We start from the raw sequence: 22,551 nt of genomic DNA, 5'->3' as shown, positions 1-22,551 counted from the left end.
GAAGGCGGTGGCCCGGTCAGGAGCAGGCGGAGGCGAGCTGCTGCGACGCCTGCTGGGCCTTCTGGCCGAACTCGACGAGCTTGGTCGCGGCGTTCGGGTCCGACAGGTCGAGCTTGAAGGAGCCCCACGAGTCGGCCATGCCGGCGAGGGCCACCTTGAGGTCGCCGTCGGCCTTGCCGGACAGGTCCTTGAACTGCGTGGCCAGCTTGCCGGTCGCGGTGTTGAACCCGTCGACGTCGGCGGCCGCACTGGCGACCTTGGAGCTGTAGCCGGTGAGCGCCTCGACGGCCTCCTTGCAGACCGTGGCCTTGCCGCTGCCGCAGGCGGCGGTCAGGCCGAGAAGGGCGGACACCGCGACGACGGCGAGGCTGTTCCTGAGGATGTTCATGATGCCTTCCTGAGTGATCTCTGACGCGTCAGACACTAGGAATCGCCTCTTTCACCGGGCTTTCAGGCCGCTTGCACCCGTACGGCTGATCATCGTTGGCCGGCTGCTCCGCGTCGTATGCTTGCGGCCATGACGCGACGGCTTGCGGAGGTTGCGAAGAAGGTCGGGGTCAGCGAGGCCACGGTGAGTCGCGTCCTCAACGGCAAGGCCGGGGTCTCCGAGGCCACCCGGGAGGCCGTTCTCACGGCTCTCGACGTGCTCGGTTACGAGCGGCCCACGCAGTTGCGCGGTGAGCGCGCCCGGCTGGTCGGGCTCGTCCTGCCCGAGCTGCAAAACCCCATCTTCCCGGCGTTCGCCGAGGTCGTCGGCGGGGCGCTGGCCCAGCAGGGCTTCACCCCCGTGCTGTGCACGCGCACGGTCGGCGGGATCTCCGAGGCAGACTACGTGGACCTGCTGTTGCAGCAGCAGGTGTCCGGCGTGGTGTTCGCCGGGGGCCTCTACACCCAGACCGGCGTCGTCCACGAGCACTATGTGCGACTGGTCGAGCGGCGGCTGCCCACCGTGCTGGTCAACGCGGCCGCCGATCACTGGGACTTCCCGCGTGTCTCGTGCGACGACACGATCGCGGTGGAGCAGGCGCTCGGTCACCTGCGCGCGCTCGGTCACCAGCGAATCGGCCTCGTCGTCGGTCCCGCCGACCACATGCCGTCCGTACGGAAGCTGGAGGCGTTCCGCGCGGCGGGCGGTGAGCTGGTCGAGCACACCATGCACTCGCTGGAGGGCGGCCACGCGGCGGCGCTGAAGCTGGTGCGGCAGGACGTCACCGGCATCATCTGCGGCAGTGACCCGCTGGCCCTCGGGGCCATCCGCGCGGCGCGGCGGGCCGGTCGCCGGGTGCCCCAGGACGTGTCCGTCGTCGGGTACGACGACTCCGCGCTCATGACCTGCGTGGACCCGCCGCTGACGACGGTGCGCCAGCCGATCGAGGCGATGGGCAGGGCCGCGGTGGAGCTGCTGGTCAGCCAGATCGAGGGTGCCGCCGTCGCGACGGGCGAGCTGCTGTTCGAGCCGGAGCTGGTCGTGCGTTCCTCCACCGGACGTGTCGGCATCCCCGTCACCTGAGCACGTCATGCTGTGTGCGGAGCCCGGAGGAGGAGGCGTCCACTCCTCCTCCGGGCGTCCCGTTCCGGGTTACGAGGCGTACGCCTCGAACTCGGAGATCTGCGCGGCCGGCCAGCCGGTGTTACCGGTGACGTTCAGCCGTAGGTAGCGCCGGGCGCCGGCGGGCACGGTGACCGTGACCGTGTTGCCGGTGGCCGGGTTGAACGTGCGGCCCGCCGAGGCGGACAGGGTGGAGTAGTTCGTGCCGTCCACGCTGCCGAGGATCGCCAGTGTCTGGGTGCGGGTGGCCCAGGCGGCGCTCGGCGGCAGCTTGAGCACCACCCTGCCGACCGTGACGGGCGCGCCGAGATCGACGGTCAGGGTCTGGGGGAAGGCGTTGCCGGCCGACTCCCAGTAGGTCGAGGCGTTTCCGTCGGCGGCGTTGCCCGCGACGTACACGTCGGCGTGACTGCTCGCACTGATCGCCTTGCCGGCGGCGAGGTTCCCCGTGGGCAGCGGCCCGGGCGAAGCACTGGGGGAAGCACTGGGGGAAGCACTGGGCGACGGGCTCGGGGTGCCTGCGGCGCCGTACACCTCGAAGGCCGACAACTGCCCGGCGGGCCAGCCGGTGTTGCCGGTGACCGTCACCCGGACATGACGGACGCCGGCCGTGGTGAGCGGGATGCTCACCGTGTTCCCGGTGGCGGGGTCGAACGTGCGGCCCGCCGAGGCGGACAAGGTGGAGTAGTTCGTGCCGTCCACGCTGCCGAGGATCGCCAGTGTCTGGGTACGGGTGGCCCATGCGGTGCTCGGCGGCAGCTTGAGCACCACGCGCTGGACCGGCGTCACCGCGCACAGGTCCACCGTGATCGACTGCGGGAAGGCGTTGTTCGCCGACTCCCAGTAGGTGCCCGCGTCGCCGTCGACCGCGTTGGCCGCGACGTACGACTGGGTGCTGCTCGTCGCCGTGACCGCCTTGCCCCGGGCGAGGTCGCCGCTGCCGGGAGCGCACGCCGTCGGGCTGGGCGAAGGCGAAGGGGAGGTGGAGGGCGAGGCGGACGGCGACGGGCTCGGGCTCGGGCCGCCGCCCTCGTAGATGTAGTTCGGCGCGGGCCACTGGCCGGTGCAGACGGTGGAGCCCAGGCTCCAGCCGGAGTTGCCGCTGCCGTACGTGGGGGCGAAGCCGGTGCCGACGCAGTTGTGGATGGCGACACCCGCGCCGATGTGGGCCGCCCTGACGTTGGTGAAGGTCGCCTTCGCCGCCGCCTGCGCCTGGATCATGTACGTCCCGGTGCCGTCGACGTTCACGTTCGAGAAGTTGACGGTCTGGGTGCTGCCCTCGATGAACTGGATGGCCTCGTAGGAACTGTCGACGATGTCGGTGTCGGTCACGTTGATCGTCGCGTTGACCGGCTCGTTGAGGGCGTCGAACCAGATCGCGCCGACGCCGAAGTTCCAGTTGTAGTCGCTGTTGCCGGCCCGGATGAGCGTGTTGCGGGCGACCGTGATCGTGCCGGCCACCGCGGTGCCCTGGCCGGAGTTCACGCCGGGGTAGCGGTTGGCGACGTGGATGCCGCCGCCGTTGGTGACCGTGTCGCTCACCACGTTGTCGGTGATCTTTATGTCCCGGCCGCCGTACGTGACGATGTTGTTGGCCAGGACCGGCGCCACCACGGTGTTGAACGTGAACGAATTGTTCACGTTGGCCATCCGGTCGGGCCACATCGCCAGGCCGTCGTCCCCGGTGTTGCGGACGAACGTGTTGGTCACCGTGGAGTTCGTGACGCCGGTGTGGAAGTTCACGCCGTCGGCCGTCTGGTCGAGGATGCGGCTGTTCCTCAACGTGAAGCCGTCCATCGGGCCGTCCATCCAGGCCCCGACCTTGGTGTGCTGGATCCACAGGTTGTCGGCCACCGAGTTGGTCATCGCGCCGCCGATGGCGTTGACCTGGTCGTCGTCCACCCGCTCGGTGATATCGCCGGTGATCGCGAAGTCCCGCAGGGTGACGCCCCGGCTCGGGCCGCCCGCCTCGTGCGGCCTGATCCCGCCGGTGTACCCGCCGCCGCTGACGTACTTGCCGTAGACGCCGACGGCCCGGTTGCGCTGGGTGGGGTGACGGCCGGTGAGAACGCTGTACCACGGCCCGGCCCCGCGCAGCGTCACGCCGTCCACGACCACGTGGTCCCACAGGGTGTAGGTGCCGGACGGGATGTAGACCTCCTTGCCCTGGGTCCGGCCGGCGTCGACGGCGGCCTGGAAGGCGGCGGTGGAGTCGCTCGTGCCGTTGCGGTCGGCGCCGAAGTCGTCGACCGACAGGGATCCGGCGGGCCGGGGGATCGCGTCGGGCACGAGCTCGAAGTCGGCGAGGTCCACGACGAACCAGGGCGCGACCGCGGTGGAGGCCACCTGGATCCTGACCTTGGTGCCCGCCGCGAGCGTGGACCCGAACATCGTCCGGGTCTCGTCGTAGAAGTGGTGCGGCTTGTCGCCGGGCGTGTTCCCGAACGGGTAGCCGCCGTAGAACCAGCCGTACCGGGAGGTGAACCGGAGGTCCTTGAGCTTGGTCCCGTTGATCCTCAGGTCGACCGGTGCCGTGATGCCCGTGCCCGCCGCGTTGTCCGGCACGCTGTAGCGCACGGTCATCGCGTTGGCGGGCTTGGGCAGGGTGAACTCGACGTACTCTCCCGGCGCGTCGAGGCGTACGGCCCGGCGGGCCGAGGCCTCGGACGGCAGGCGGGTGTAGACGCGGTCCGGGCCGATCTGCTCGCCGTTGGTCACGGCGGCCTCGGCCTCGATCTCCGTGAACGGCACGGTCGCGCCTCTCCCCGGCACGGAGAACGGCGACGGTGACGTCGCGGCCGACGACGTTCCGGGGAACGCCACCACGCCGCCCACGGCGATCAGCGCCCCCGCCACCGCGACGGCGGCTCCGGATCTTCTCATGAGGATCCTTTCTGCATGCGAGATCCGGGAGATGCGGCGTGGACGCTGGAACCGCCACACCTCCGAAGAAGGTGAGTGGCCACACGATAAGTTGACAGACATCCTTCTGCAATATTTCGACGAGAAGTCGCAAGATAACCCGCACATTACGTCGCTGCGCTCCCGCGGTCGGCAGAGGCGGAGGACTCTCCCCAGGCCACGGTTCGGGACGAAAGATGCCGACAGGCGGGATGCGCAAGCGGATGAAAACATTTGCGCTCGCTGTCGTATAGTTGCGTCCATGACACGACGGCTTGCGGAAGTAGCCAAGAAGGTGGGCGTGAGCGAGGCGACCGTGAGTCGCGTGCTCAACGGCAAGCCGGGGGTCTCCGACGCCACCAGAGAGGCGGTGCTCACCGCGCTCGACGTGCTGGGATACGAGCGGCCCACGCAGTTGCGCGGGGACCGCGGCCGCCTCGTCGGTCTGGTCCTCCCCGAGCTGCAGAACCCGATCTTCCCGGCGTTCGCCGAGGTCGTGGGAGGCGCGCTGGCGCAGCAGGGGTTCACGTCCGTGCTGTGCACCCGCACGGTGGGCGGCGTCTCCGAGTCCGACTACGTGGACCTGCTCCTCCAGCAGCACGTGTCCGGCATGGTCTTCGCCGGCGGCCTGTACGCCCAGGGGGACGCCTCCCACAGCCACTACCGCAGGGTCCTCGAACGCAAGCTGCCGACCGTGCTCGTCAACGCGGCGGTCGAGTATCTCGGGTTCCCGCAGGTGTCGTGCGACGACGTGGCCGCGGCGGAGATCGCGCTCGCCCACCTCATGGCGCTCGGGCACCGTCACGTCGCGATGCTGCTCGGCCCGCCCGACCACGTGCCGTCCCAGCGCAAGCTCGCCGCCTTCCGCGCGTACGCCGCCGCCAACGGCCTCGAACTGGACCCCGATCACGTCGAGCACACGATGTTCTCGCTGGAAGGCGGGCACGCCGCCGCCACGCGCATGATCGCCAGGGGTGTGACCGGCATCATCTGCGCCAGCGACGTGCTCGCCCTCGGCGCCATCAGGGCGGCGCGCCGTGCGGGACTGTCCGTGCCGGAGGACGTCTCCGTCATCGGCTACGACGACTCCGCCCTGATGAACTGCGTGGATCCGCCCCTGACCACGGTCCGCCAGCCCATCGACGCGATGGGCAGGGCGGCCGTCGAGCTGCTGGTGGCCCAGATCGATGCCGCCGTCGTCCCCGGCGACGAGCTCCTGTTCGAACCCGAACTGGTCGTCCGCGCCTCCACCGCCCCCGCCCCCAACCACGGCCGGGCCGATCGCTGACGGAACCATGAGCGGCCGGTCACTGCCATGGTGCTTGGCCAAGTCGGTCACTGCGCCGGAAGGAACCTCCGGTCCTCGCGAAGTCCGCTTCGCTGGACACAACGCTTCGGTCCTCGCTCCCTTCCGCTCCGCTCCCTCCAGTCCGGGTTAACCTGTGCGGACAACGCTGTGACCAGGATTTCCGCCTCGTCGAACTGCGCGCGGAGCGCCGGGGCGGGCGGGTGCGGAGGCCGGCGTAAGACCGTGCCCTGTACCACCGCGCCCGCGATGGCCGCTCCCGAGGCTCACCGGACCGCAACTGTCACGGCCGGCCGGAGCACCCGCCCGCTATGAGCGCGTCCAGCGGCATCGAGCCCAAGCCCCAGGTTCTGACCGGCTCGTGTGTCCTCAGGCCGTTGTGTGCTCCAGGTCGTCGTGTCAGTCATCCAGGCCGTCCTGTGCTTCAGGTCGTTGGTAACTGTCACTTTTTTGCAGAGTTAATGCAGGACTATTGCTCAGTCCTGCATGCCTCTGTATGTTTCTCGCAATCGAGCGGATCGGGGCGCTCCAGGTCGGCCCCGAGCCGCGTGCTTCGACGGGTCGTGGTGCGCGGTTCCAGAAGGGAACGAGGATGAAATCCCACAAGCTCTCGATACTGCTGGTTTCGGGACTTGCCATTGCGGCGGCCGCGGCGTGCGGCACCGACGACAGCGGCGGCAGCGGTGACAAGGCGAGTGCGGCGCCCGGGGCCGCCGGGCCGGTGTCGATCTCGGTCAACTGCGAGCCGCCGAAGACGAACAAGGCGGAGCGCGCGACGTTCGAGGAAGACCTGGCGGCCTTCCAGCAGCTGAACCCCAATATCAAGGTCGCGAAGGTCACCGACGCGTTCCCCTGCTACGACCCGCGCACCTTCGAGCCGAAGCTGGCCAGCGGCGAGCTCGAGACGGTGTTCTACGTCAACTTCCCCAACGTGGGCCGCCTGATCGAGAGCGGCCAGGCCGCCGACATCACGCCGTACGTCAACGAGATCAAGACGTTCCAGGACTACAACAACTCGATCGACCTGTTCAAGAAGGACGGCAAGGTCTACGGCCTGCCGACCGACGGCTACGGCATGGGTCTCGTCTACAACAAGGAGGTCTTCACCAAGGCCGGTCTCGACCCGAGCAACCCGCCGAAGACGTGGGCCGAGGTGCAGGCCGCCGCGAAGAAGATCGCCGGGCTCGGCCCCGGTTACGTCGGGTACGGCGAGTACAGCGGCAACAACGTGGGCGGCTGGCACTTCACCGCCTCCGTCTACGGTCGCGGCGGGTCGGTCATCACCGACGACGGCAAGAAGGCCGCCTTCAACACGCCCGAGGGCAAGGCCGTGCTGGAGAACCTCCACCAGATGCGGTGGACCGACAACAGCATGGGCTCCCAGCTCTACATCGACTGGCCGGCCCTGATGAAGGCCATGGCCGGCGGCAAGATGGGCATGATGCTGGGCGCGCCCGATGTGCTCATCTCGCTGCGCAACGACTTCGGCGGCAAGTTCGAGAACTACGCCATCACCGCCCAGCCCGAGGCCAAGGCCCTGTTCAACGGCGGCGCCGGTTACATGATCAACCCGAAGGCCACGCCGGAGCAGATCAAGGCCGGCCTCAAGTGGATCGAGTACAAGTTCCTCACCCCCGGCAAGGGCCAGTTCGACTACGTGCGGGCCAAGGGCGCCAACCTGACCGTCGGCCAGCCCTACCCCGACCTGTACCGCTCGGACACGCCGTCCGGCCAGGCCGTGAACGACCTGCGCGCGCAGAACGCGAACATCGACGCCGCGCAGTTCGCGAGCTGGGTGGAGGGCTCCAAGGGCATCCCGCCGAAGGCCGAGCCGGGGCCGTACGCCCAGGAGATCTACAAGATCCTCGACACTCCGATGTCGGCCGTGCTGACCCGCAAGGACGCGAACATCGACCAGCTCCTTGCCGACGCCGAGTCGAAGGTCAACTCCCTGCTGGCCTCGAAGGGCTGACCGCCCCGATAATCCGGGGCGCCGCCCGTGGCCGTGACCCACGCGCGGCCGGCGCCCCGGCGAATCGTGCAGGGCGAGTCGAGTGCAGGGCAATCACGTCGAGATCGGATCCACAACGATGACCACAGCGAGCATCCCGGCAGCCAGCGGCAGGCGGCGGCAGCCGACGAAACTGCGGCGCGCCGTGCGGCGCAACGTGACCGCCTACGGCTTCCTGTGCGGCGCTCTGATCTGTTTCGCGTTCTTCTCCTGGTATCCGATGGTCCGCGAGGTCATCCTCAGCTTCCAGCGGACCAACTTCGTGGACCCGCCCAAATGGGTGGGGCTGGAGAACTTCCGTACCGTAATCAGCGATCCCGCCTTCGGGCCGGCCTGGGTCAACACCGCGGTGTTCACCCTGCTCGCCCTGCTGTGCGGCTACGGGATCCCGTTCATCACCGCGATCGTGCTGAACGAGCTGCGGCACGCGAGGGCGTACCTGCGCTTCGTGGTCTATCTGCCGGTCATGCTGCCGCCCGCGGTGAGCGTCCTGCTGTTCCAGTGGTTCTACAACCCCGACTACGGGCTGTTCAACCAGGCCCTCGGCCTGGTCCACCTGCCGGGCCTGCAGTGGCTCAACTCGACGAGCACCGCGCTGATCTCACTGGTCATCGTCTCCACCTGGATGAACATGGGCAGCGGCACCCTGATCTACCTCGCCGCCCTGCAGACCATCCCGAGCGAGCTGTACGAGGCCGCCGAGCTCGACGGCGCCGGCCTGTTCAAGCGGATCTGGCACGTCACGATCCCGCAGACCAAGCTGATCCTGCTGGTGATGCTGCTGCTGCAGATCGTGGCGACCATGCAGGTCTTCATCGAGCCCTACCTGCTCACCGGCGGCGGCCCCGAGAACGCCACGGTCAGCGTCGTCTACCTCATGTACCAGTACGCCTTCAACTTCGGCAATCTCAACGCCGGCAACGCGCTCGGCCTGATGCTCATGATCGTCCTGATGGTGTTCTCCGCGATCTACCTGCGCGTCTCGCGCGACAACACGGTGTGAGGGGGGGAGCGACCATGCCCGACATGATGACCAACGTCACCGCGGCGCCCGACAGCCCGGCCGGAACGCCGGCCGCCCCTGCCCGGACCGAGCGCCGCGGGCGGCGGCGGCCCCGTAAGCCGTTCGGCACGCAGTTCCGCACCGCCGTCTCGCCGCACCAGCTCAACACGACCCGCGGCCGGATCATCTACTGGATCGTGCTGGCGATCGTGGTGGTGAGCTTCACCGCCGCGTTCGTCTTCCCGCTCTACTGGATGGTCACCGGTGCGATGAAGTCCACCGAGGAGCTCAACTCCATCCCGCCGACCTTCCTGCCGTCGCACTTCTCGCTCGACGGCTACCTGGAGGCCTGGGATCTGCTGGACCTCGGCACGCTGCTCGGCAACACGGCCCTCTACGCCGGCGGCGCCTGGCTGCTGACGCTCGCGGTGGACGTCTCGGCGGCCTACGCCCTGTCGAAGCTCCGCCCGGCGCTCGGCAAGGTCGTGCTGGCGCTGATGCTGTCGACGCTGATGATCCCGCCCATGGTCATCATGCTCCCGGCGTACCTGACGGTGAAGGAAGTGCCGATCTTCGGCTGGAACCTGCTCAACACCCCATGGGCGATCTGGCTGCCGGCCGCGGCCAACGGTTTCAACGTCTTCCTGCTCAAGCGCTTCTTCGACTCGATCCCCAGGGAACTGCTCGAAGCCGCCGAGATCGACGGCGCGTCGCCGGGCCGCATCCTGTGGTCGGTGGTGATACCGATCTCCCGGCCCATCCTCGGGGTGGTCTCCATCCTCACCGTCGTCAACGTCTGGCGCGACTTCGTCTGGCCCCTCCTGGTCCTGCCGGACAGCGACAAGATGTCGGTGAGCATCGGCATCGCCTCGCTGTCCTCGCAGATGCCGCAGAACGTGCTGGTCGCCTCCCTGGTGATCGCGAGCATCCCGACCATCGTCGTCTTCTTCCTGTTCCAGCGGCACATCATGGCCGGTCTCACCGCCGGCAGCCTCAAGGGCTGAACGACCCCACCCCTGCCGCCGTCACCCCGTAAGGAGTTGTATCCAGCATGCCCGGCAACACCTCGACCCCCGATTGGTGGCGCGGGGCCGCGATCTACCAGGTCTACCTGCGCAGCTTCGCCGACGGGAACGGCGACGGGACGGGCGACCTGGCGGGGCTGCGGTCGCGCCTGCCGTACCTGGCGGACCTCGGCGTCGACGCCGTCTGGCTGAACCCGTGGTATCCCTCTCCCATGGCCGACGGCGGCTACGACGTCGCCGACTACCGCGGCATCGAGCCGGTCTTCGGCACCCTCGCCGAGGCGGAGAAGCTGATCGAGGAAGCCCACGACCTGGGCATCCGCACGATCGTGGACGTCGTCCCCAACCACGCGTCCGACCAGCACGCCTGGTTCCAGGAGGCGCTGGCGGCCGGTCCCGGTTCGGAGGCCCGGGAGCGGTTCTGGTTCCGCCCCGGCATCGGCGACGGCCCGCCGAACGGCTGGCAGTCGATCTTCGGCGGCCCGGCCTGGACGCGGGTGCCGGACGGCGAGTGGTACCTCCACCTGTTCGCCCCCGAGCAGCCCGACTTCAACTGGAACAACCCGGCCGTACGCCAGGAGTTCCTGGACGTGCTGCGGTTCTGGTTCGACCGGGGCGTGGACGGCGTCCGCATCGACTCGGCCGCCGTCCTCGTCAAGGACCTCGACAGCGTGGAGGAGTCCTACACCGACCACGACGGAGTCCACGAGATCTACCGCGAGTGGCGGCGGGTGTCCGACTCCTACGGCGGGCGCATCCTCATCGGGGAGGTGTGGCTGCCCGACCAGGAGCGGTTCGCGAACTACCTGCGCCCGGACGAGCTCCACACGGCGTTCAACTTCGACTTCCTGTCGAGCGCGTGGGAGCCGGCCGCGCTGCGCCGCAGCATCGACCTGACCCTCGCCACGCACGTGCCCATCGGCGCACCCGCGACCTGGGTGCTGTCCAACCACGACGTCGCCCGTCCCGTCACCCGGTACGGCCGGGCCGTCACGTCCTGGGACAACGCCGAGCGCCGGGACGGCATGTTGTCCGACCTGGAGCTCGGCCGGCGCCGGGCGAGGGCGGCGGCGTTGCTGGCGATGGCCCTGCCCGGCAGCGTCTACGTCTACCAGGGGGAGGAGCTCGGCCTGAACGAGGTCGAGGACATCCCCGAGGAGCTTCTCGACGACCCGATGTGGGAGCGTTCCGGCCACACGGTCCGCGGCCGCGACGGCTGCCGGGTGCCGTTGCCGTGGTCGGGGGAGGAGCCGCCGTTCGGCTACAGCACGGGCGAGCCCTGGCTGCCCCAGCCGGCGGGCTGGCGCGGCCTCACGGTCGAGGCCCAGCAGGCCGACCCGGACTCGATGCTGTGCCTCTACCGCTCGGCCCTGCGCCTGCGGCGCGAGCTGCTCGGCGACGGCACGCTGACCTGGCTGCCGACCACGGACGACGTGATCGCGTTCCGGCGCGACTCCGGGCTGGTCTGCGTCGTGAACCTCGGCGCCGAGCCTGTTCCGTTCCCCGTCCGGGGCTCGGTGGCGCTGGCCAGCGGACCTCTCGACGGCGACCTGCTCCCGTCCGACACCGCGGTCTGGATCCTGGAGGCCCGATGAGAATCCTGCTGGCGGCGGCCCTGGCCGCGACCGGTCTCGTGCTGTTACCCGCGCCCGCGTCCGCCGCGAAGGCGCCCGTCGTGACACGGGCCGCCCTCGATCCGGCTCTCGTCGCCGGGCGCGGGGCCGACGTCGACTTCGCCGAGCAGGAGGCGGAGAACGCGACCACGAACGGGACGGTCATCGGCCCCGGCCGCGACGCGTACACGCTGCAGGCGGAGGCGTCGGGCCGAAAGGCGGTGCGGCTGACCCCCGGGCAGTACGTCGAGTTCACGCTGCCGAAGGCGGCCAATGCCATCACCGTGCGCTACAGCATCCCGGACGCTCCCGGGGGCGGCGGCATCACCGCGCCGCTCGACGTCGCGGTCAACGGCCGCAAGCAGGCCACCATGACGCTCACGTCGCAGTACGCCTGGCTCTACAACCAGTATCCGTTCACCAACGACCCGGACGCCGGGCTGCTGCACCCCGACTGGTGGATCACCGAATGCTCCTGCGTGCCGGCCGCCACCACCCCCACCCCGGAGATCGTCAAGCCGTTCCGCCCGAATCACTTCTACGACGAGCAGCGCCTCCTGCTCGGCCGGACGTACCGGGCGGGTGACACCGTGCGGCTGACGGTCCCGGCCCGGAGCAACGCCACGTGGACCGTCGTCGACCTGCTCGACTCGCACCTCGTCGGCCCGCCGCGGGTGGAGGTCCTCGCGGCGAACGTGCTGGCCTTCGGCGCCGACCCCACCGGCAGGCGCGACTCCGCCGGGGCGATCGACAAGGCGATCGCCTTCGCGAAGCGCACGCGCCTGAAGGTCTACATCCCGCCGGGCACCTACCAGGTGAACCGGCACATCCTCGTGGACGACGTGACGATCACCGGTGCCGGAAACTGGTACACGATCATCAAGGGCCGGCAGACCGACCTGGGCACCCCGGCCCCGGACGGCTCGGTGCACACCGGCGTCGGGTTCTACGGCAAGGACGCCGCGGCGGGCGGCAGCCGCAACGTCCACCTGTCCGGCTTCGCCATCGAGGGCGACGTACGGGAACGCATCGACACCGACCAGGTCAACGGCGTCGGCGGCGCGATGAGCGACTCGACCGTCGACGGGCTCCACATCCGCCATACCAAGGTCGGCATGTGGTTCGACGGCCCGATGCGGAACATCAAGATCACCAACAATGTGATCGTCGACCAGATCGCGGACGGGCTCAACTTCCACACCGGCGTCACCGACTCCGTCGTGTCGGGCAACTTCTTCCGCAACACCGGTGACGACGCCCTCGCCCTGTGGTCCGACAAGACCGCCGACGCGCGCAACACGATCGACCACAACACCGTGCAGACGCCCGTGCTGGCCAACGGCATCGCGATCTACGGCGGCACGGACAACACGGTCGCGAACAATCTGGTCGCCGACCCGATCAGGGAGGGCAGCGCCATCCAGGTCGGCTCCCGGTTCGGCGCCGAGCCGTTCGCGGGCAGGCTCCGCATCACCGGCAACACCACCGTACGCGCCGGCACCTTCGAGCTGAACTGGAAGATCGGCCTGGGGGCCATCTGGTTCTACGCCCTGGAGAAGGACATCGACGCCGACGTCGAGGTCAGCGGCGACCACTACCTGGACAGCACGTACAACGCCGTCATGCTCGTCAGCGAGTGGTCGGTGAAGGACCTGTACGCGATCCCGAAGGTCCGCTTCAAGGACATCCGGGTCGACGGCACGGGCACCTCCGTGGTCAGCGCCCGCGTGAAGGGCTCGGCGTCCTTCCAGAACGTGGACGCCCGCAACGTCGGCGCGGTCGGGGTCAACAACTGCGGCGCCTTCAACTTCCCGCCCACCGGTTCGGAGTTCTCCCTGGACGACCTCGGCGGCAATGACGGCGGCTGGCTCGCTGCCTGGATGCTGCCCAACACCATCACCTGCGACGACCGCCCGCCGGTCGTCCCCCCGCCCCCGCCGTCCCCCTGGTGACGGAACCCCGCACAGAGGTAGAGGGCTTCCCCGGCTCCCGCCGGGGAAGCCCCTTGCACGCGTACCCATCTCGGGTGGCGCCAGGACAGGTCGAGGTCAGGACAGGTCGAACACTCCGGCCTTGACCCCCTGCAGGAAGGCCGTCCACTCCTCGGCGGTGAAGGTCAGCACGGGACTGCCATCGCCCTGCTTCCCATCGCGGACACCGACCCATCCGTCCCGGAGGGCGATCTCCACGCAGTTGCCGTTGTTGCATGCCTGGTGCCACTCGACACCGTCGAACGAAGGTCGGCGTGCCATGCACTCTCCCGGAAGCCGTCCACTCGTGGAGTGAGTTATCATCCGGAAGCATTGTAATCTATCCGCTTTTTGAGAATCTGTCCCGTTTGCCGGGACCATGCGGAGTGGTGTCAATCCTCCGGGTTACTGTGGCCGGTCGTATCCACCGGCCTTTGCGGACGCCACAAAACGACGCCACTCCTCGGGTGAGTAAAGCAGCACGCCGTGGCCTGGGTTTTTCGAGTCACGTAGGGCGACCATTCCGTCGAGGATGGCCACCTGTACACAGTTGCCGCCGTTGCATCTCGTCGAGATGCGCCATTGCGACTCTGTTATCCGCGTGTCTGGCGGGAGTTCCATGAAATCCTCTGTCTCTGCGCTATTGTTCTCCCGGAGACAGGTGGTCACTGCGGGGCAGCGCAGCACTAAAGTCTGATTTGGCTTTCGCGATCCGCCGGATGGACTCGTTCGGGGAGAGTGCCGCCGCGCGGATGATCTCGACGGCCTCTCGATATATCTCCAGCTCCGCTGGTTTCTCCAGGTACTCCACCCGATTGAGCATCTCGACGTAAACGACTTCGGATACCGCCGGGTCCTTCATCCTGAACATGACGAACGGGCCGTCCGCGGACATGTAAGCGCCCACTTCGAACGGAATGACCTGCACGGTCACATGAGGTGCCTGCGCGAGCCTGAGTATCTGCTCCAACTGGTCCGTCATGATCGCGGCGTCGCCGACCTGCCGGAGCAGGGCGGCCTCGTCGATGAAGGTCCAGTAGCGGGGCGGCTCCTTCTGGGTGAGAAGCTGTTGCCGCTTCATCCGCGCTTCGACTCGCCTGTCCAGAAGCTCTTGGTCGATGCGTGGAAGTAGTCCCCGGATGAGCGCCCTGGCATACTCCTCGGTCTGGAACAGACCGGGAATGTAAGCGGTCTGGAGTTCGGTGATGGACACCGCCGCCGCTTCGAGGTCCATGTAGACGTAGATGGCGTCGTTGCCGAGGTCCCCCCACTCCTGCTTCAGGCCCGGCTGCCGGGATTCCCGGGCGAGCGTCATCAGCTGAGTGACGAGCTTGTCGTCCAAAACGCCATAGATGCGGCACAGATCGCGAACATCCCGCTGGCTCACGCCGCGCTGACCGGTCTCCATACGGCTGATCTTCGCGGGGCTGCAGAGAAGTTCCTGGGCCACCTGGTCGACGGTCATGCCGGTCGCGCGCCGCAGCTCTCGAAGACGAGTCGCCAACTGGCGCCGCCGGAGCGTCAGGTTGGTCCCGGCCATAGCGGTCACCTTCTGCGTACGCGTTCTGTGGTGGGCCTCGAAAGGGGCAGCGTAGCATCTCCTGGCACTTGCCGCATGAAAACTCGATTGGCAATTGCCAAATGAAGGTTGCCAACGGCAACTGCGGGGTAAAGCTAGACATAAGCCTCAACGTGGCGGCTGGACCAGCCGGTTCCCGAAGGGAGGCGATGCGACTGGGGCTCGTCTTTCGGCCCCTCCCCTGAAATGCGCCGCTGGGCCGATGGTGGCACATCGACCCAGCGCAGACGACCATCCGACCTGCCTGCTCAGCAAAGGGATGATCCCGTGCACTCTAACAACAAGAACATGCGCGCTCCTTCCCTCACGGGGTTACGGATGCGCATCGTCGCCCTCCTTTGGAGGGTGGGCGAGGAGGCGTTCGCCGAGATCGACGCGTTCGCGTGGGTGCAGCGCTGGGAGATCCGGCGCACCTGGCACACCCACACGTACCGCGACCCGAGGTTCGACGCTCTCACCCCCTGCCGGGTCTGCTCGGCGAAGGGGCGGTGCCCGACCGGCCTGCCGTGCCGTCGCTGCCGGGGGACCGGACGGGTGAACGCGCTCGAATCCCCGCTCTCCCGCAAGCCCGAGCACCCGTCGGGCGGACGGGCATGAGGCATTCGGTCAGGCGGAACACGCATCTGGTCCTGCGGTTCATCGAACGGGAGACCTCCCCCGTGGCGCGGCCCGGGCCGCTGGTGGTGCTGTGGAGATGGCGTTACGAGACGGTGCTGCTGGTGGGAGGGCCTGCGGTCGTCGTCCTCGCGGTACGCACGGCGGGCCCGGCCGTCACGATCGTCGCCGGCTCTCTGGTCTGCCTGCTCGTCCTGGTCTGGCCGCAGGCCCGGCGGGAGGTGGCGGGCCGATTCTGGTGCGTGGTGACGCCCCACCGCGTACGGACGGCCTGTGCCGAGGCGCTGATCGTCAGCCGGCGGGGCAAGCTGCCGGTCATCCTCCGTACGAGGCCGGAGCCGTTCGGCGAGCGCCTGTGGGTGTGGTGCAGGGCGGGGACCAGTCCGGGGGACCTCGAACGGGCCCGCGACGTGATCGCCGCCGCGTGCTGGCTGGCCCGCGAGGTGCGGATCACCAGGGATCCGCACCGGACGTCTCTCGTCATCGTGGACGTGCTGCGGCACTCCGGCCGTCCCGCTTCCCGCGAGCCCGCGGAGACCGGCGAGCGGACGCTGACGCGCTTCAGGCCCTGACGGGGGACAGGGGAGAAGTCAGGCAGGGGGCTTCTCGGCGGCTGCGACGGCGGACAGTTCGACCGTGCAGAACGCGCAGCGCCGGGCGTCGACGGGGATGTCCGACAGGCACTCGGGACACTTCTTCTCCGTGGCTTCCTTGTCCCGGTCGAAGAGGCTCAGGAAACGGCTCATGGGCAGGACGACCAGCCAGTAGACGACGGCCGCGACGATCAGGAACGTCAGCAGGTGGTTGATGAAGTCGCCGTACTTGAACACCGCGCCGTTGACGGTGAACTTGTAGCTGGAGAAGTCGGGCTGTTTGCCGCCGGTGATGGCCGCGATCAGGGGGGTGATCAGGTCCTGTACGAGGGCCTGGATGAGCCCGCTGAACGTCGCGCCCACGACGACGGCGACGGCGAGCTCCACCAGGTTGCCCCGCATGAGGAACTTCTTGAATCCGCTCATGGGCAACGAGCTATCCGGTTTTGCCTTTCCCATGCAAGGGGTTGACCCGGTCGAAATACTCCCAAGCGTGCCACGATGACGTGGAGAGCCGGCCGCGGGAAGGGGAGAGCGATGCAGGACCGATCGGGACGTCTCGCGGACGACGCCGACGATCCGCTCACCGTCCGGCGTCCGACCAGTCATGAACGGATGACGGGCCTGCCCTGGGACGCGTCGTACCACGAGGGTCCCGCGCCGTGGGACATCGGCCGGCCGCAGCCGGCGGTGGTGCGTCTCGCCGCCGAAGGCGGATTCACCGGAGCGGTTCTCGACGCGGGCTGCGGGACCGGGGAGAACGCTCTCCACGTCGCCTCGCTGGGATTGCCGGTCCTGGGCGTCGACGTGGCGGAGACGGCACTGGCGATCGCCCGGGCGAAGGCCGCCGATCGGGGCGTCGCGGTCGAATTCGCCGCGGCCGACGCTCTGCGGCTGGAGCGACTCGGGCGCAGCTTCGACACGGTGCTGGACTGCGGGCTGTTCCACACCTTCGACGGGGCGGAGCGGTCCGCCTACGTGGCGAGTCTCGCGTCGGTGACCGAGCACGGCGGCACTCTGTACGTGCTGTGTTTCGGCGACGGCGGCTCCGATACGGGTCCGCACCCCGTCGGCCGGGAAGAACTGAGAGCGGTGTTCGACCTCGTCGGCGGTTGGAGGGTCATCGCCGTCGAGCCGGACCGGATCCAGACGCGGTACCACGACGACGGGGCACCGGCCTGGTTCGCGACGATCAAGCGGCACTAGATGCCGGAGGGCTGGACGTCGTCCGCCGACGCGCACGGCACTGGACGATTGTTTCGGTCGCGAGGCGGACGCTTATCGGACGCGGCCCGACTTACGGTCCTGACCAAACTCAACAGACGGTTGTTCTGGGAGCGCTCCCATTTCAGGTGTCGCTGGCCTGGGCCGAAGCGGCTTCGACCCGGTCGAGCGCGGCCAGCAGTTCCCCCTTCAGCACCGCCGGCAGCCGTCCCTCGCGATACCGGACCTCGATCTTCTCGCGTACGACGGCCAGCCCCTGACCGTTGTCGACGGCGTTGCGCAGCACCTGTTTGAGGTCGAGGGCGACGTCGTCGTCGATGTCGTGAGTGGCTTCGGCTCCGTCCACCAGCAGGGCGAACTGCCGGACCGCGGTGTCGACCCGCATGGGCGCGGCCGAGGTGGCCAGAGGCAGGGGTGCGACGTCGGACTTGCCGGTGGCCGAGGTCTTCGGCCGCCTGACCGTGTCTCCCGCGTCCCGGTCCTTCTTGACGACCTTGACGGTGCTCGTGGGGGAGGGGCGGTGCCGGGCAGGCCCGGCCGTGCGTACGGGGTCCGCGACGGGCGCGACCGTGTGCCGCGGCCGCTCGACGGGGCCGGCGACGGCTTCGACCTGCGGCGGCGGCGAGGCGGTGGCCTGCGCGTACGCCCCCGACGGGCTGGGCAGGACGGTCACGGCTCCGACCTCGGGGCCGCCCGTCTGGGTGAACCAGAGGATGCCGCCCAGGGCGGCGGCTCCGACGGCGGTGGCGCCCCAGCCGGCCCCGCGCGGGCCCGGCGGCTTCTTCACCGCGCCAAGGGCGGCGGCGACCGCCCGCGCGCTCGGCCGGTCCACGGGGTCGGGGCACAGGCAGCGCCGGCACAGGTCGGCGACCTCCTGCGGCAGGCCCGGCACCCCTTCGGGAACCGGCGGCGGACCCTCCCGCCGTGCCGCCTCGATCGCCTCCCAGGTCTTCTCGGGGTACGGCAGTGCTCCCGTGAGCATCTCGAACAGCAGCACGCCGAGCGCGTAGACGTCCACGGCCGGGTCGGCCGTCGTGCCCTTCAGCCGCTCCGGCGCGACGTACGGCGGCGTGCCGAAGTCGGCGACGAGCTGGTCGTCGGCCTCGCCGATGAACGCGGCGATCCCGAAGTCGAGGAGCTTGGGCCCGTCGTCGGCGAGCAGCACGTTCTCCGGGGTCACGTCGCGGTGGACGATGCCCCGGTCGTGCGCCGCCGCCAGCACCTTCGCCAGCCCGGCGGCGATCTCCGTCGCCTCGGCCCAGGGCAGCGGGCCCTCCATGATCCGGTCGGCCAGCGACCGGCCCTCCAGCAGGCGCATGACCACGAAGGACGCGAGCCTGCCGCCGTTCGTGACCGTCTCGCCGTAGTCGTAGACCTCGATCGCGTCCGGGTGGATCAGCCGGGCGGTGGCCCTGGCCTCCCGGCGCATCAGTTCCCGCCCGGGACTGTCGTCGTCGAGCGTGCCGTCCAGCACCTTGATGGCGACCATGCGCTGGAGTGACTGGTCGAAGGCACGCCAGATGACCGACATCCCGCCCGTCGCTATCCGCTCCTGGAGCAGATAGCGACGGGTCAGGACGTCACCTTCTCGAAGCTCAGGCCGATTCACGAACCACCAGTTCCGTGGGCAGCACCGGATTGCCCTTGGGATTGTCCCCGTCCCCGAGTGTCATGAGAAGCAGTCGTGCGGCGAGCGTGGCCATTTCCTCGACGGGCTGCCGAACGGTGGTCAGCGCCGGCGAGGTGTGCCTGGCCACGGGCGCGTCGTCGTATCCGATGACGGCCACGTCGTCGGGCACCTTCCGCCCGGCGCGGCGCAGCGTCTGCATCGCCCCGGCCGCCATCACGTCCGACGCCGCGAAGACGGCGTCGATGTGCGGCGCCCGTTGCAGCAGCCACTGCATCGCGTGCGCACCGGACGCGTGGGTGAAGTCGCCGTACGCCACCGGCATGTCGAGCACGCCGGCGTCGCGGAGCGTCTGCCGGAAGCCCTCCAGCCGGTCGCGGGCGGCCGGCAGGGTCGGCGGCCCGGCGATCGTGGCGATGTGCTTGCGGTTGTTGAGCAGCAGGTGCTCGGCCGCCTGCCGTCCGCCGTCACGGTTGTCCATGTCGACGAACGGGAGGTCGATGCCGTCTGGCGGCCGCCCGGCACAGCGCACCGGGACGCCCGAGGCCGCCAGTGTTACCGCGAGGGGGTGCCGCGCGCGTGCGCCGATCAGAAGGACTCCGTCGACGGAGCCCGCGACCAGCGGTGGCGCGGCGATGGAGGCGGTCGCCGGGGTCGCGGTCATCACGACCATGGGGACCCCGTGCGTCGTCAGCACCTCCTCGCAGGCGGACAGGAGCCTGGCATAGAACGGCTCGGTGAAAAGGCGTGGACTGTGCTCGCAGACGACGGCGGCGATGATCTGCTCGGCCCGCCTGCCCGCGGATCCCCTGGGGGCGCGGCGCCGTACATAGCCCAGACGCGACATCGCGTCGTGAACTTGTCGGCGGGTCGACGTGGTCACGCGTACCGAGCCGGTCAAGACCCGGGAAGCTGTTGCCGGGGAGACGCCGGCTGCGGCGGCTACCTCTGCGAGGGTGGGAAGATCGGCCATCCGGTCTCCTCGGCCCGAAGGTTCACACGGCTTGGGAGCGCTCCCAAGCGAAAGTATCACTGTTTCGCTCGTGTCAACAGAGGTTTCCTCGGTGTGAAACCTTTCGTAGAGTTTCGCTCCCGTTTGGCACAGTTGGAGGCTAGAGCACGGCAGTGCTCCAGGGAAGTGAATGGGAATTTTGACACGTATTGCCCAGCTTGTCCGATAATCACCGTAAATATGCCGAAATGCCATGCGGGGCGGCCGCAACCACCTCCCGGCGGTAGGGTCCTGCGGCAAGGGATCACGGACGGACCGACCGCGCCCGGCCCCTCGGGGGTGGTCGCGGCCGTCCCCGAGCCAGAACCGGAAAGGCCTCCAGTGACGACCACTATCCGCCGGCTCCCCGTCGTGACGGCTCGTGTGACGGGTGCGTTAACGGGCGTGCTCGCCGCGGTCCTGCTCGCCGGGTGCGGCACGCCGGACCGTGCGAACCAGGGCGCGTCGCCGTCTCCCGCGGTCCCGGCCGCCGCCTCGCCCGCCACCACTCCCGACGCGGCCACCGCAGGCGCGGACGAGACCGGCGCGGACGAGACCGGCCCGGCGGAGGCGTCCGATGGCAGGAACGCCGCCGATGTGACGTTCGCCCGGCAGATGATCCCGCACCACCTCCAGGCCCTGGAGATGGCCAGGCTCGCGGAGACCCGGGCGGGCGACCCGTGGGTCAGAGAGTTCGCGGCCAGGGTCGCCACGGCCCGCGACACCGACATGCGTACGTTCAGGGACTGGCTGGACATGTGGGGCGCCGAGCCGCTGCCGCGCGACCACGCGATGCCGGGCACGCAGACGCGGGCCGAGATCGAGGCGCTCGCCAAGCTCAACGGCCCGCAGTTCGACCGGAAGTACGTGACGCTGATGATCGAGCACGACAACGGCGCGATCAAGCTGGCCCGGGCCGAGCAGGCCGAGGGCGTCTTCGAGGGGGCCAAGGCGCTGGCGGTCGCCACGACGACCGCCCTGGGCGCCGAGGTCAAGGAGCTGAAGAAGTACCGCGCGCTGCTCGACTGAGCATCGCCGTGGGCCTGCGGCCTTTGTCAGTTCTCGTACGTGTCGAGCCGGGGCGGCAGGGCGTTCCAGGTGCAGAACGCCGACGACTCGTGGATGCCGCGGAGGAAGGCGATCCGCAGCCACTGGTCGGTCTCCCAGACCTTGACCTCGTAGCCGTCGTTCGGAGTCGCCGTCACCACGCGGCAGTCCCTGGAGGTCACCGCGATCGTCGCCCGGCCGCCCTTCAGGGTGAACGTGTGCAGGCTCTCTCCGCCGGAGGTCCCGCGTGGCCGGGCGGTGGGCGAGGGCTCCGCCGACGCGGCCGGCCCGGCCGGCTGGGCCGAGCGGGCCGGCCGCGGCGCCGGCGAGGTCCGCGTCGGCGTGGCGGTGTCCGTGGCGCGGGCCGGGGCGCGGGACGGGGACGGGCGGCCGGACGCGGAGGGGGCGGAGGAGGACGGCCGTCCCGACGGCTCGCCCGAGGGACCGCCGTCAGGGGTGTCCTGCGGGGAGGGGGCAGGGGCGCCCGGCGAGGCGGAGAGCGGCGCGGCGACGGCCACCACCGGGGCCAGGGGCGCGTCGTCCAGGATCGCGCTGCGCAGCACGTCACGCACGCCGAGCCAGGACACGCCGACGGCGAGCGCGGTCGCCCCGCACCAGGCGATCAAGTAACCCGTGGCCCTTCTCATGGGGCGCTCACTCTATCTCGTGACGTAGTAAATGCCGCTCGATCCCTTTCGGTCATCCTCTACGGGTTTTTGTCTGCCTTAAATCACGGCGAATCCGTATGTTTCGGATCGCTCTTCCCGGGACGCCGTGCGGAGTGGACGTGTACGTTTCTGCCCCATGGCGACCGTTCTGGTGGTTGAGGACGACGAGTTCGTCCGGTCCGCGATCATCCGCGACCTGACCGGGCGCAGCCACGCGGTCCGCAGCGCGGGCCGCGCGCTCGACGCCCTGCGGGAGATCGCCCACGCCGCCCCCGACGTGGTGGTCCTCGACCTCGGGCTGCCCGACCTCGACGGTGCGGAGGCGCTGAAGATGCTCCGGGCGATCTCCGACGTACCGGTCATCGTGGCCACCGCGCGGGACGACGAGGCGGAGATCGTCCGCCTGCTGCGCGGCGGCGCGGACGACTACCTGGTCAAGCCGTTCTCCGGCGACCACCTCAACGCCCGCCTCGAGGCCGTGCTGCGCCGGGCCAGGCCCGGGACGCCGTCGTCGGTCGCGAGGGTCGGCGGCCTGGTCGTCGACGCCGATCGCAGGGAGGCCCGCTTGGACGGCGTGCCGCTCGACCTGACCCGCCGGGAGTTCGACCTGCTGGCCTACCTCGCCGCGCGGCCCGACCGGGTGATCTCGCGGAGGGAACTGCTGGCCGAGGTGTGGCGGCAGTCGTACGGGGACGACCAGACGATCGACGTCCACCTGTCCTGGCTGCGGCGCAAACTCGGCGAGAGCGCCTCCCGCCCCCGATATCTGCACACCGTGCGGGGCGTCGGCGTCCGCCTCAGCCCTCCCGTAGAGGGCTGAGCCCCCGGC

The 22,551-nt window shown here is 69.4% G+C and carries 21 protein-coding genes; 12 read left to right on the top strand and 9 right to left on the bottom strand.

What is annotated here, in order from left to right; genetic code table 11:
• Nucleotides 1–16: 16 nt before the first annotated feature.
• Nucleotides 17–388, bottom strand: coding sequence for a hypothetical protein (locus tag ACWEQG_RS26020; protein WP_363471316.1), 372 nt, complete (start codon nucleotides 386–388; stop codon nucleotides 17–19).
• 129 nt (nucleotides 389–517) lie between these two features.
• Here ACWEQG_RS26020 and ACWEQG_RS26015 point away from each other — a divergent pair, with 129 nt between their 5' ends.
• The gene (locus ACWEQG_RS26015) at nucleotides 518–1,510 is read left to right on the top strand and encodes a LacI family DNA-binding transcriptional regulator (RefSeq protein WP_452288501.1); all 993 of its coding nucleotides are present in this window, start codon (nucleotides 518–520) and stop codon (nucleotides 1,508–1,510) included.
• Between the two features lie 69 nt (nucleotides 1,511–1,579).
• On the opposite strand, the gene ACWEQG_RS26010 is transcribed toward ACWEQG_RS26015, so the two are convergent.
• Nucleotides 1,580–4,432 carry a discoidin domain-containing protein gene (locus ACWEQG_RS26010; RefSeq protein ID WP_452288499.1) on the bottom strand — a complete coding sequence of 951 codons (2,853 nt, stop codon included), beginning with the start codon at nucleotides 4,430–4,432 and terminating at the stop codon, nucleotides 1,580–1,582.
• A gap of 280 nt (nucleotides 4,433–4,712) precedes the next feature.
• Between ACWEQG_RS26010 and ACWEQG_RS26005 the strand changes: the two genes are divergently transcribed.
• The 6 genes from ACWEQG_RS26005 (at nucleotide 4,713) to ACWEQG_RS25980 (ending at nucleotide 13,360) form a co-directional block, all read left to right on the top strand.
• A complete protein-coding gene (locus ACWEQG_RS26005; protein ID WP_452288497.1) occupies nucleotides 4,713–5,738 on the top strand; it encodes a LacI family DNA-binding transcriptional regulator in 1,026 nt (341 codons plus the stop codon).
• A 610-nt stretch (nucleotides 5,739–6,348) separates the two neighbouring features.
• Entirely contained in the window at nucleotides 6,349–7,728 is a 1,380-nt protein-coding gene (locus tag ACWEQG_RS26000; RefSeq protein WP_452288495.1) for an extracellular solute-binding protein, read from the top strand.
• Nucleotides 7,729–7,846: 118 nt separating this feature from the next.
• Entirely contained in the window at nucleotides 7,847–8,770 is a 924-nt protein-coding gene (locus tag ACWEQG_RS25995) for a carbohydrate ABC transporter permease (RefSeq protein ID WP_452288493.1), read from the top strand.
• Between the two features lie 14 nt (nucleotides 8,771–8,784).
• Complete coding sequence (locus ACWEQG_RS25990) at nucleotides 8,785–9,774, top strand: carbohydrate ABC transporter permease (protein WP_452288491.1); 990 nt, start codon at nucleotides 8,785–8,787, stop codon at nucleotides 9,772–9,774.
• A gap of 47 nt (nucleotides 9,775–9,821) precedes the next feature.
• Entirely contained in the window at nucleotides 9,822–11,390 is a 1,569-nt protein-coding gene (locus tag ACWEQG_RS25985; protein WP_452288489.1) for a glycoside hydrolase family 13 protein, read from the top strand.
• Entirely contained in the window at nucleotides 11,387–13,360 is a 1,974-nt protein-coding gene (locus tag ACWEQG_RS25980) for a glycosyl hydrolase family 28-related protein (protein WP_452288487.1), read from the top strand. The genes ACWEQG_RS25985 and ACWEQG_RS25980 overlap by 4 nt, the downstream gene beginning before the upstream one ends.
• A gap of 96 nt (nucleotides 13,361–13,456) precedes the next feature.
• On the opposite strand, the gene ACWEQG_RS25975 is transcribed toward ACWEQG_RS25980, so the two are convergent.
• From ACWEQG_RS25975 to ACWEQG_RS25965, 3 genes are all read right to left on the bottom strand, one after another.
• Nucleotides 13,457–13,660, bottom strand: coding sequence for a DUF397 domain-containing protein (locus ACWEQG_RS25975; protein ID WP_363469933.1), 204 nt, complete (start codon nucleotides 13,658–13,660; stop codon nucleotides 13,457–13,459).
• A 123-nt stretch (nucleotides 13,661–13,783) separates the two neighbouring features.
• Complete coding sequence (locus ACWEQG_RS25970) at nucleotides 13,784–13,999, bottom strand: DUF397 domain-containing protein (protein WP_363469930.1); 216 nt, start codon at nucleotides 13,997–13,999, stop codon at nucleotides 13,784–13,786.
• A 19-nt stretch (nucleotides 14,000–14,018) separates the two neighbouring features.
• Nucleotides 14,019–14,918, bottom strand: a complete 900-nt coding sequence (locus ACWEQG_RS25965; protein ID WP_452288485.1) for a helix-turn-helix domain-containing protein — start codon at nucleotides 14,916–14,918, stop codon at nucleotides 14,019–14,021.
• Nucleotides 14,919–15,245: 327 nt separating this feature from the next.
• Here ACWEQG_RS25965 and ACWEQG_RS25960 point away from each other — a divergent pair, with 327 nt between their 5' ends.
• Both ACWEQG_RS25960 and ACWEQG_RS25955 read left to right on the top strand, forming a co-directional pair.
• A complete protein-coding gene (locus ACWEQG_RS25960) occupies nucleotides 15,246–15,554 on the top strand; it encodes a hypothetical protein (RefSeq protein WP_363469923.1) in 309 nt (102 codons plus the stop codon).
• The gene (locus tag ACWEQG_RS25955) at nucleotides 15,551–16,144 is read left to right on the top strand and encodes a hypothetical protein (RefSeq protein WP_452288483.1); all 594 of its coding nucleotides are present in this window, start codon (nucleotides 15,551–15,553) and stop codon (nucleotides 16,142–16,144) included. The genes ACWEQG_RS25960 and ACWEQG_RS25955 overlap by 4 nt, the downstream gene beginning before the upstream one ends.
• A gap of 18 nt (nucleotides 16,145–16,162) precedes the next feature.
• Here ACWEQG_RS25955 and mscL read toward each other — a convergent pair whose 3' ends face one another.
• On the bottom strand, nucleotides 16,163–16,591 hold the full coding sequence (mscL, locus tag ACWEQG_RS25950; RefSeq protein ID WP_363469917.1) for a large conductance mechanosensitive channel protein MscL: 429 nt from the start codon (nucleotides 16,589–16,591) through the stop codon (nucleotides 16,163–16,165).
• 111 nt (nucleotides 16,592–16,702) lie between these two features.
• On the opposite strand from mscL, the gene ACWEQG_RS25945 reads away from it, so the two are divergent.
• Complete coding sequence (locus tag ACWEQG_RS25945; protein WP_452288482.1) at nucleotides 16,703–17,371, top strand: class I SAM-dependent methyltransferase; 669 nt, start codon at nucleotides 16,703–16,705, stop codon at nucleotides 17,369–17,371.
• Nucleotides 17,372–17,513: 142 nt separating this feature from the next.
• Here ACWEQG_RS25945 and ACWEQG_RS25940 read toward each other — a convergent pair whose 3' ends face one another.
• Nucleotides 17,514–18,998 carry a protein kinase domain-containing protein gene (locus ACWEQG_RS25940; RefSeq protein ID WP_452288480.1) on the bottom strand — a complete coding sequence of 495 codons (1,485 nt, stop codon included), beginning with the start codon at nucleotides 18,996–18,998 and terminating at the stop codon, nucleotides 17,514–17,516.
• Complete coding sequence (locus tag ACWEQG_RS25935; protein WP_169982092.1) at nucleotides 18,985–19,989, bottom strand: LacI family DNA-binding transcriptional regulator; 1,005 nt, start codon at nucleotides 19,987–19,989, stop codon at nucleotides 18,985–18,987. The genes ACWEQG_RS25940 and ACWEQG_RS25935 overlap by 14 nt, the downstream gene beginning before the upstream one ends.
• 390 nt (nucleotides 19,990–20,379) lie before the next feature.
• Here ACWEQG_RS25935 and ACWEQG_RS25930 point away from each other — a divergent pair, with 390 nt between their 5' ends.
• A complete protein-coding gene (locus ACWEQG_RS25930) occupies nucleotides 20,380–21,036 on the top strand; it encodes a DUF305 domain-containing protein (RefSeq protein WP_452288479.1) in 657 nt (218 codons plus the stop codon).
• A gap of 26 nt (nucleotides 21,037–21,062) precedes the next feature.
• Here ACWEQG_RS25930 and ACWEQG_RS25925 read toward each other — a convergent pair whose 3' ends face one another.
• On the bottom strand, nucleotides 21,063–21,701 hold the full coding sequence (locus ACWEQG_RS25925; RefSeq protein ID WP_452288477.1) for a hypothetical protein: 639 nt from the start codon (nucleotides 21,699–21,701) through the stop codon (nucleotides 21,063–21,065).
• Between the two features lie 157 nt (nucleotides 21,702–21,858).
• On the opposite strand from ACWEQG_RS25925, the gene ACWEQG_RS25920 reads away from it, so the two are divergent.
• A complete protein-coding gene (locus tag ACWEQG_RS25920) occupies nucleotides 21,859–22,542 on the top strand; it encodes a response regulator transcription factor (protein ID WP_452288475.1) in 684 nt (227 codons plus the stop codon).
• Nucleotides 22,543–22,551 lie beyond the last annotated feature (9 nt).

The sequence above is a fragment of the Microbispora sp. NPDC004025 genome (genome assembly GCF_053604425.1).
This window is presented reverse-complemented; position numbering and strand designations above follow the sequence as displayed.

Excerpts from the sequence above, each read along its gene's own strand:
- ACWEQG_RS26020 (WP_363471316.1), bottom strand. The coding sequence starts at position 388 with ATGAACATCCTCAGGAACAGCCTCGCCGTCGTCGCGGTGTCCGCCCTT.
- ACWEQG_RS26015 (WP_452288501.1), top strand. The coding sequence starts at position 518 with ATGACGCGACGGCTTGCGGAGGTTGCGAAGAAGGTCGGGGTCAGCGAG.
- ACWEQG_RS26010 (WP_452288499.1), bottom strand. The coding sequence starts at position 4,432 with ATGAGAAGATCCGGAGCCGCCGTCGCGGTGGCGGGGGCGCTGATCGCC.
- ACWEQG_RS26005 (WP_452288497.1), top strand. The coding sequence starts at position 4,713 with ATGACACGACGGCTTGCGGAAGTAGCCAAGAAGGTGGGCGTGAGCGAG.
- ACWEQG_RS26000 (WP_452288495.1), top strand. The coding sequence starts at position 6,349 with ATGAAATCCCACAAGCTCTCGATACTGCTGGTTTCGGGACTTGCCATT.
- ACWEQG_RS25995 (WP_452288493.1), top strand. The coding sequence starts at position 7,847 with ATGACCACAGCGAGCATCCCGGCAGCCAGCGGCAGGCGGCGGCAGCCG.
- ACWEQG_RS25990 (WP_452288491.1), top strand. The coding sequence starts at position 8,785 with ATGCCCGACATGATGACCAACGTCACCGCGGCGCCCGACAGCCCGGCC.
- ACWEQG_RS25985 (WP_452288489.1), top strand. The coding sequence starts at position 9,822 with ATGCCCGGCAACACCTCGACCCCCGATTGGTGGCGCGGGGCCGCGATC.
- ACWEQG_RS25980 (WP_452288487.1), top strand. The coding sequence starts at position 11,387 with ATGAGAATCCTGCTGGCGGCGGCCCTGGCCGCGACCGGTCTCGTGCTG.
- ACWEQG_RS25975 (WP_363469933.1), bottom strand. The coding sequence starts at position 13,660 with ATGGCACGCCGACCTTCGTTCGACGGTGTCGAGTGGCACCAGGCATGC.
- ACWEQG_RS25970 (WP_363469930.1), bottom strand. The coding sequence starts at position 13,999 with ATGGAACTCCCGCCAGACACGCGGATAACAGAGTCGCAATGGCGCATC.
- ACWEQG_RS25965 (WP_452288485.1), bottom strand. The coding sequence starts at position 14,918 with ATGGCCGGGACCAACCTGACGCTCCGGCGGCGCCAGTTGGCGACTCGT.
- ACWEQG_RS25960 (WP_363469923.1), top strand. The coding sequence starts at position 15,246 with ATGCGCGCTCCTTCCCTCACGGGGTTACGGATGCGCATCGTCGCCCTC.
- ACWEQG_RS25955 (WP_452288483.1), top strand. The coding sequence starts at position 15,551 with ATGAGGCATTCGGTCAGGCGGAACACGCATCTGGTCCTGCGGTTCATC.
- mscL (WP_363469917.1), bottom strand. The coding sequence starts at position 16,591 with ATGAGCGGATTCAAGAAGTTCCTCATGCGGGGCAACCTGGTGGAGCTC.
- ACWEQG_RS25945 (WP_452288482.1), top strand. The coding sequence starts at position 16,703 with ATGCAGGACCGATCGGGACGTCTCGCGGACGACGCCGACGATCCGCTC.
- ACWEQG_RS25935 (WP_169982092.1), bottom strand. The coding sequence starts at position 19,989 with ATGGCCGATCTTCCCACCCTCGCAGAGGTAGCCGCCGCAGCCGGCGTC.
- ACWEQG_RS25925 (WP_452288477.1), bottom strand. The coding sequence starts at position 21,701 with ATGAGAAGGGCCACGGGTTACTTGATCGCCTGGTGCGGGGCGACCGCG.
- ACWEQG_RS25920 (WP_452288475.1), top strand. The coding sequence starts at position 21,859 with ATGGCGACCGTTCTGGTGGTTGAGGACGACGAGTTCGTCCGGTCCGCG.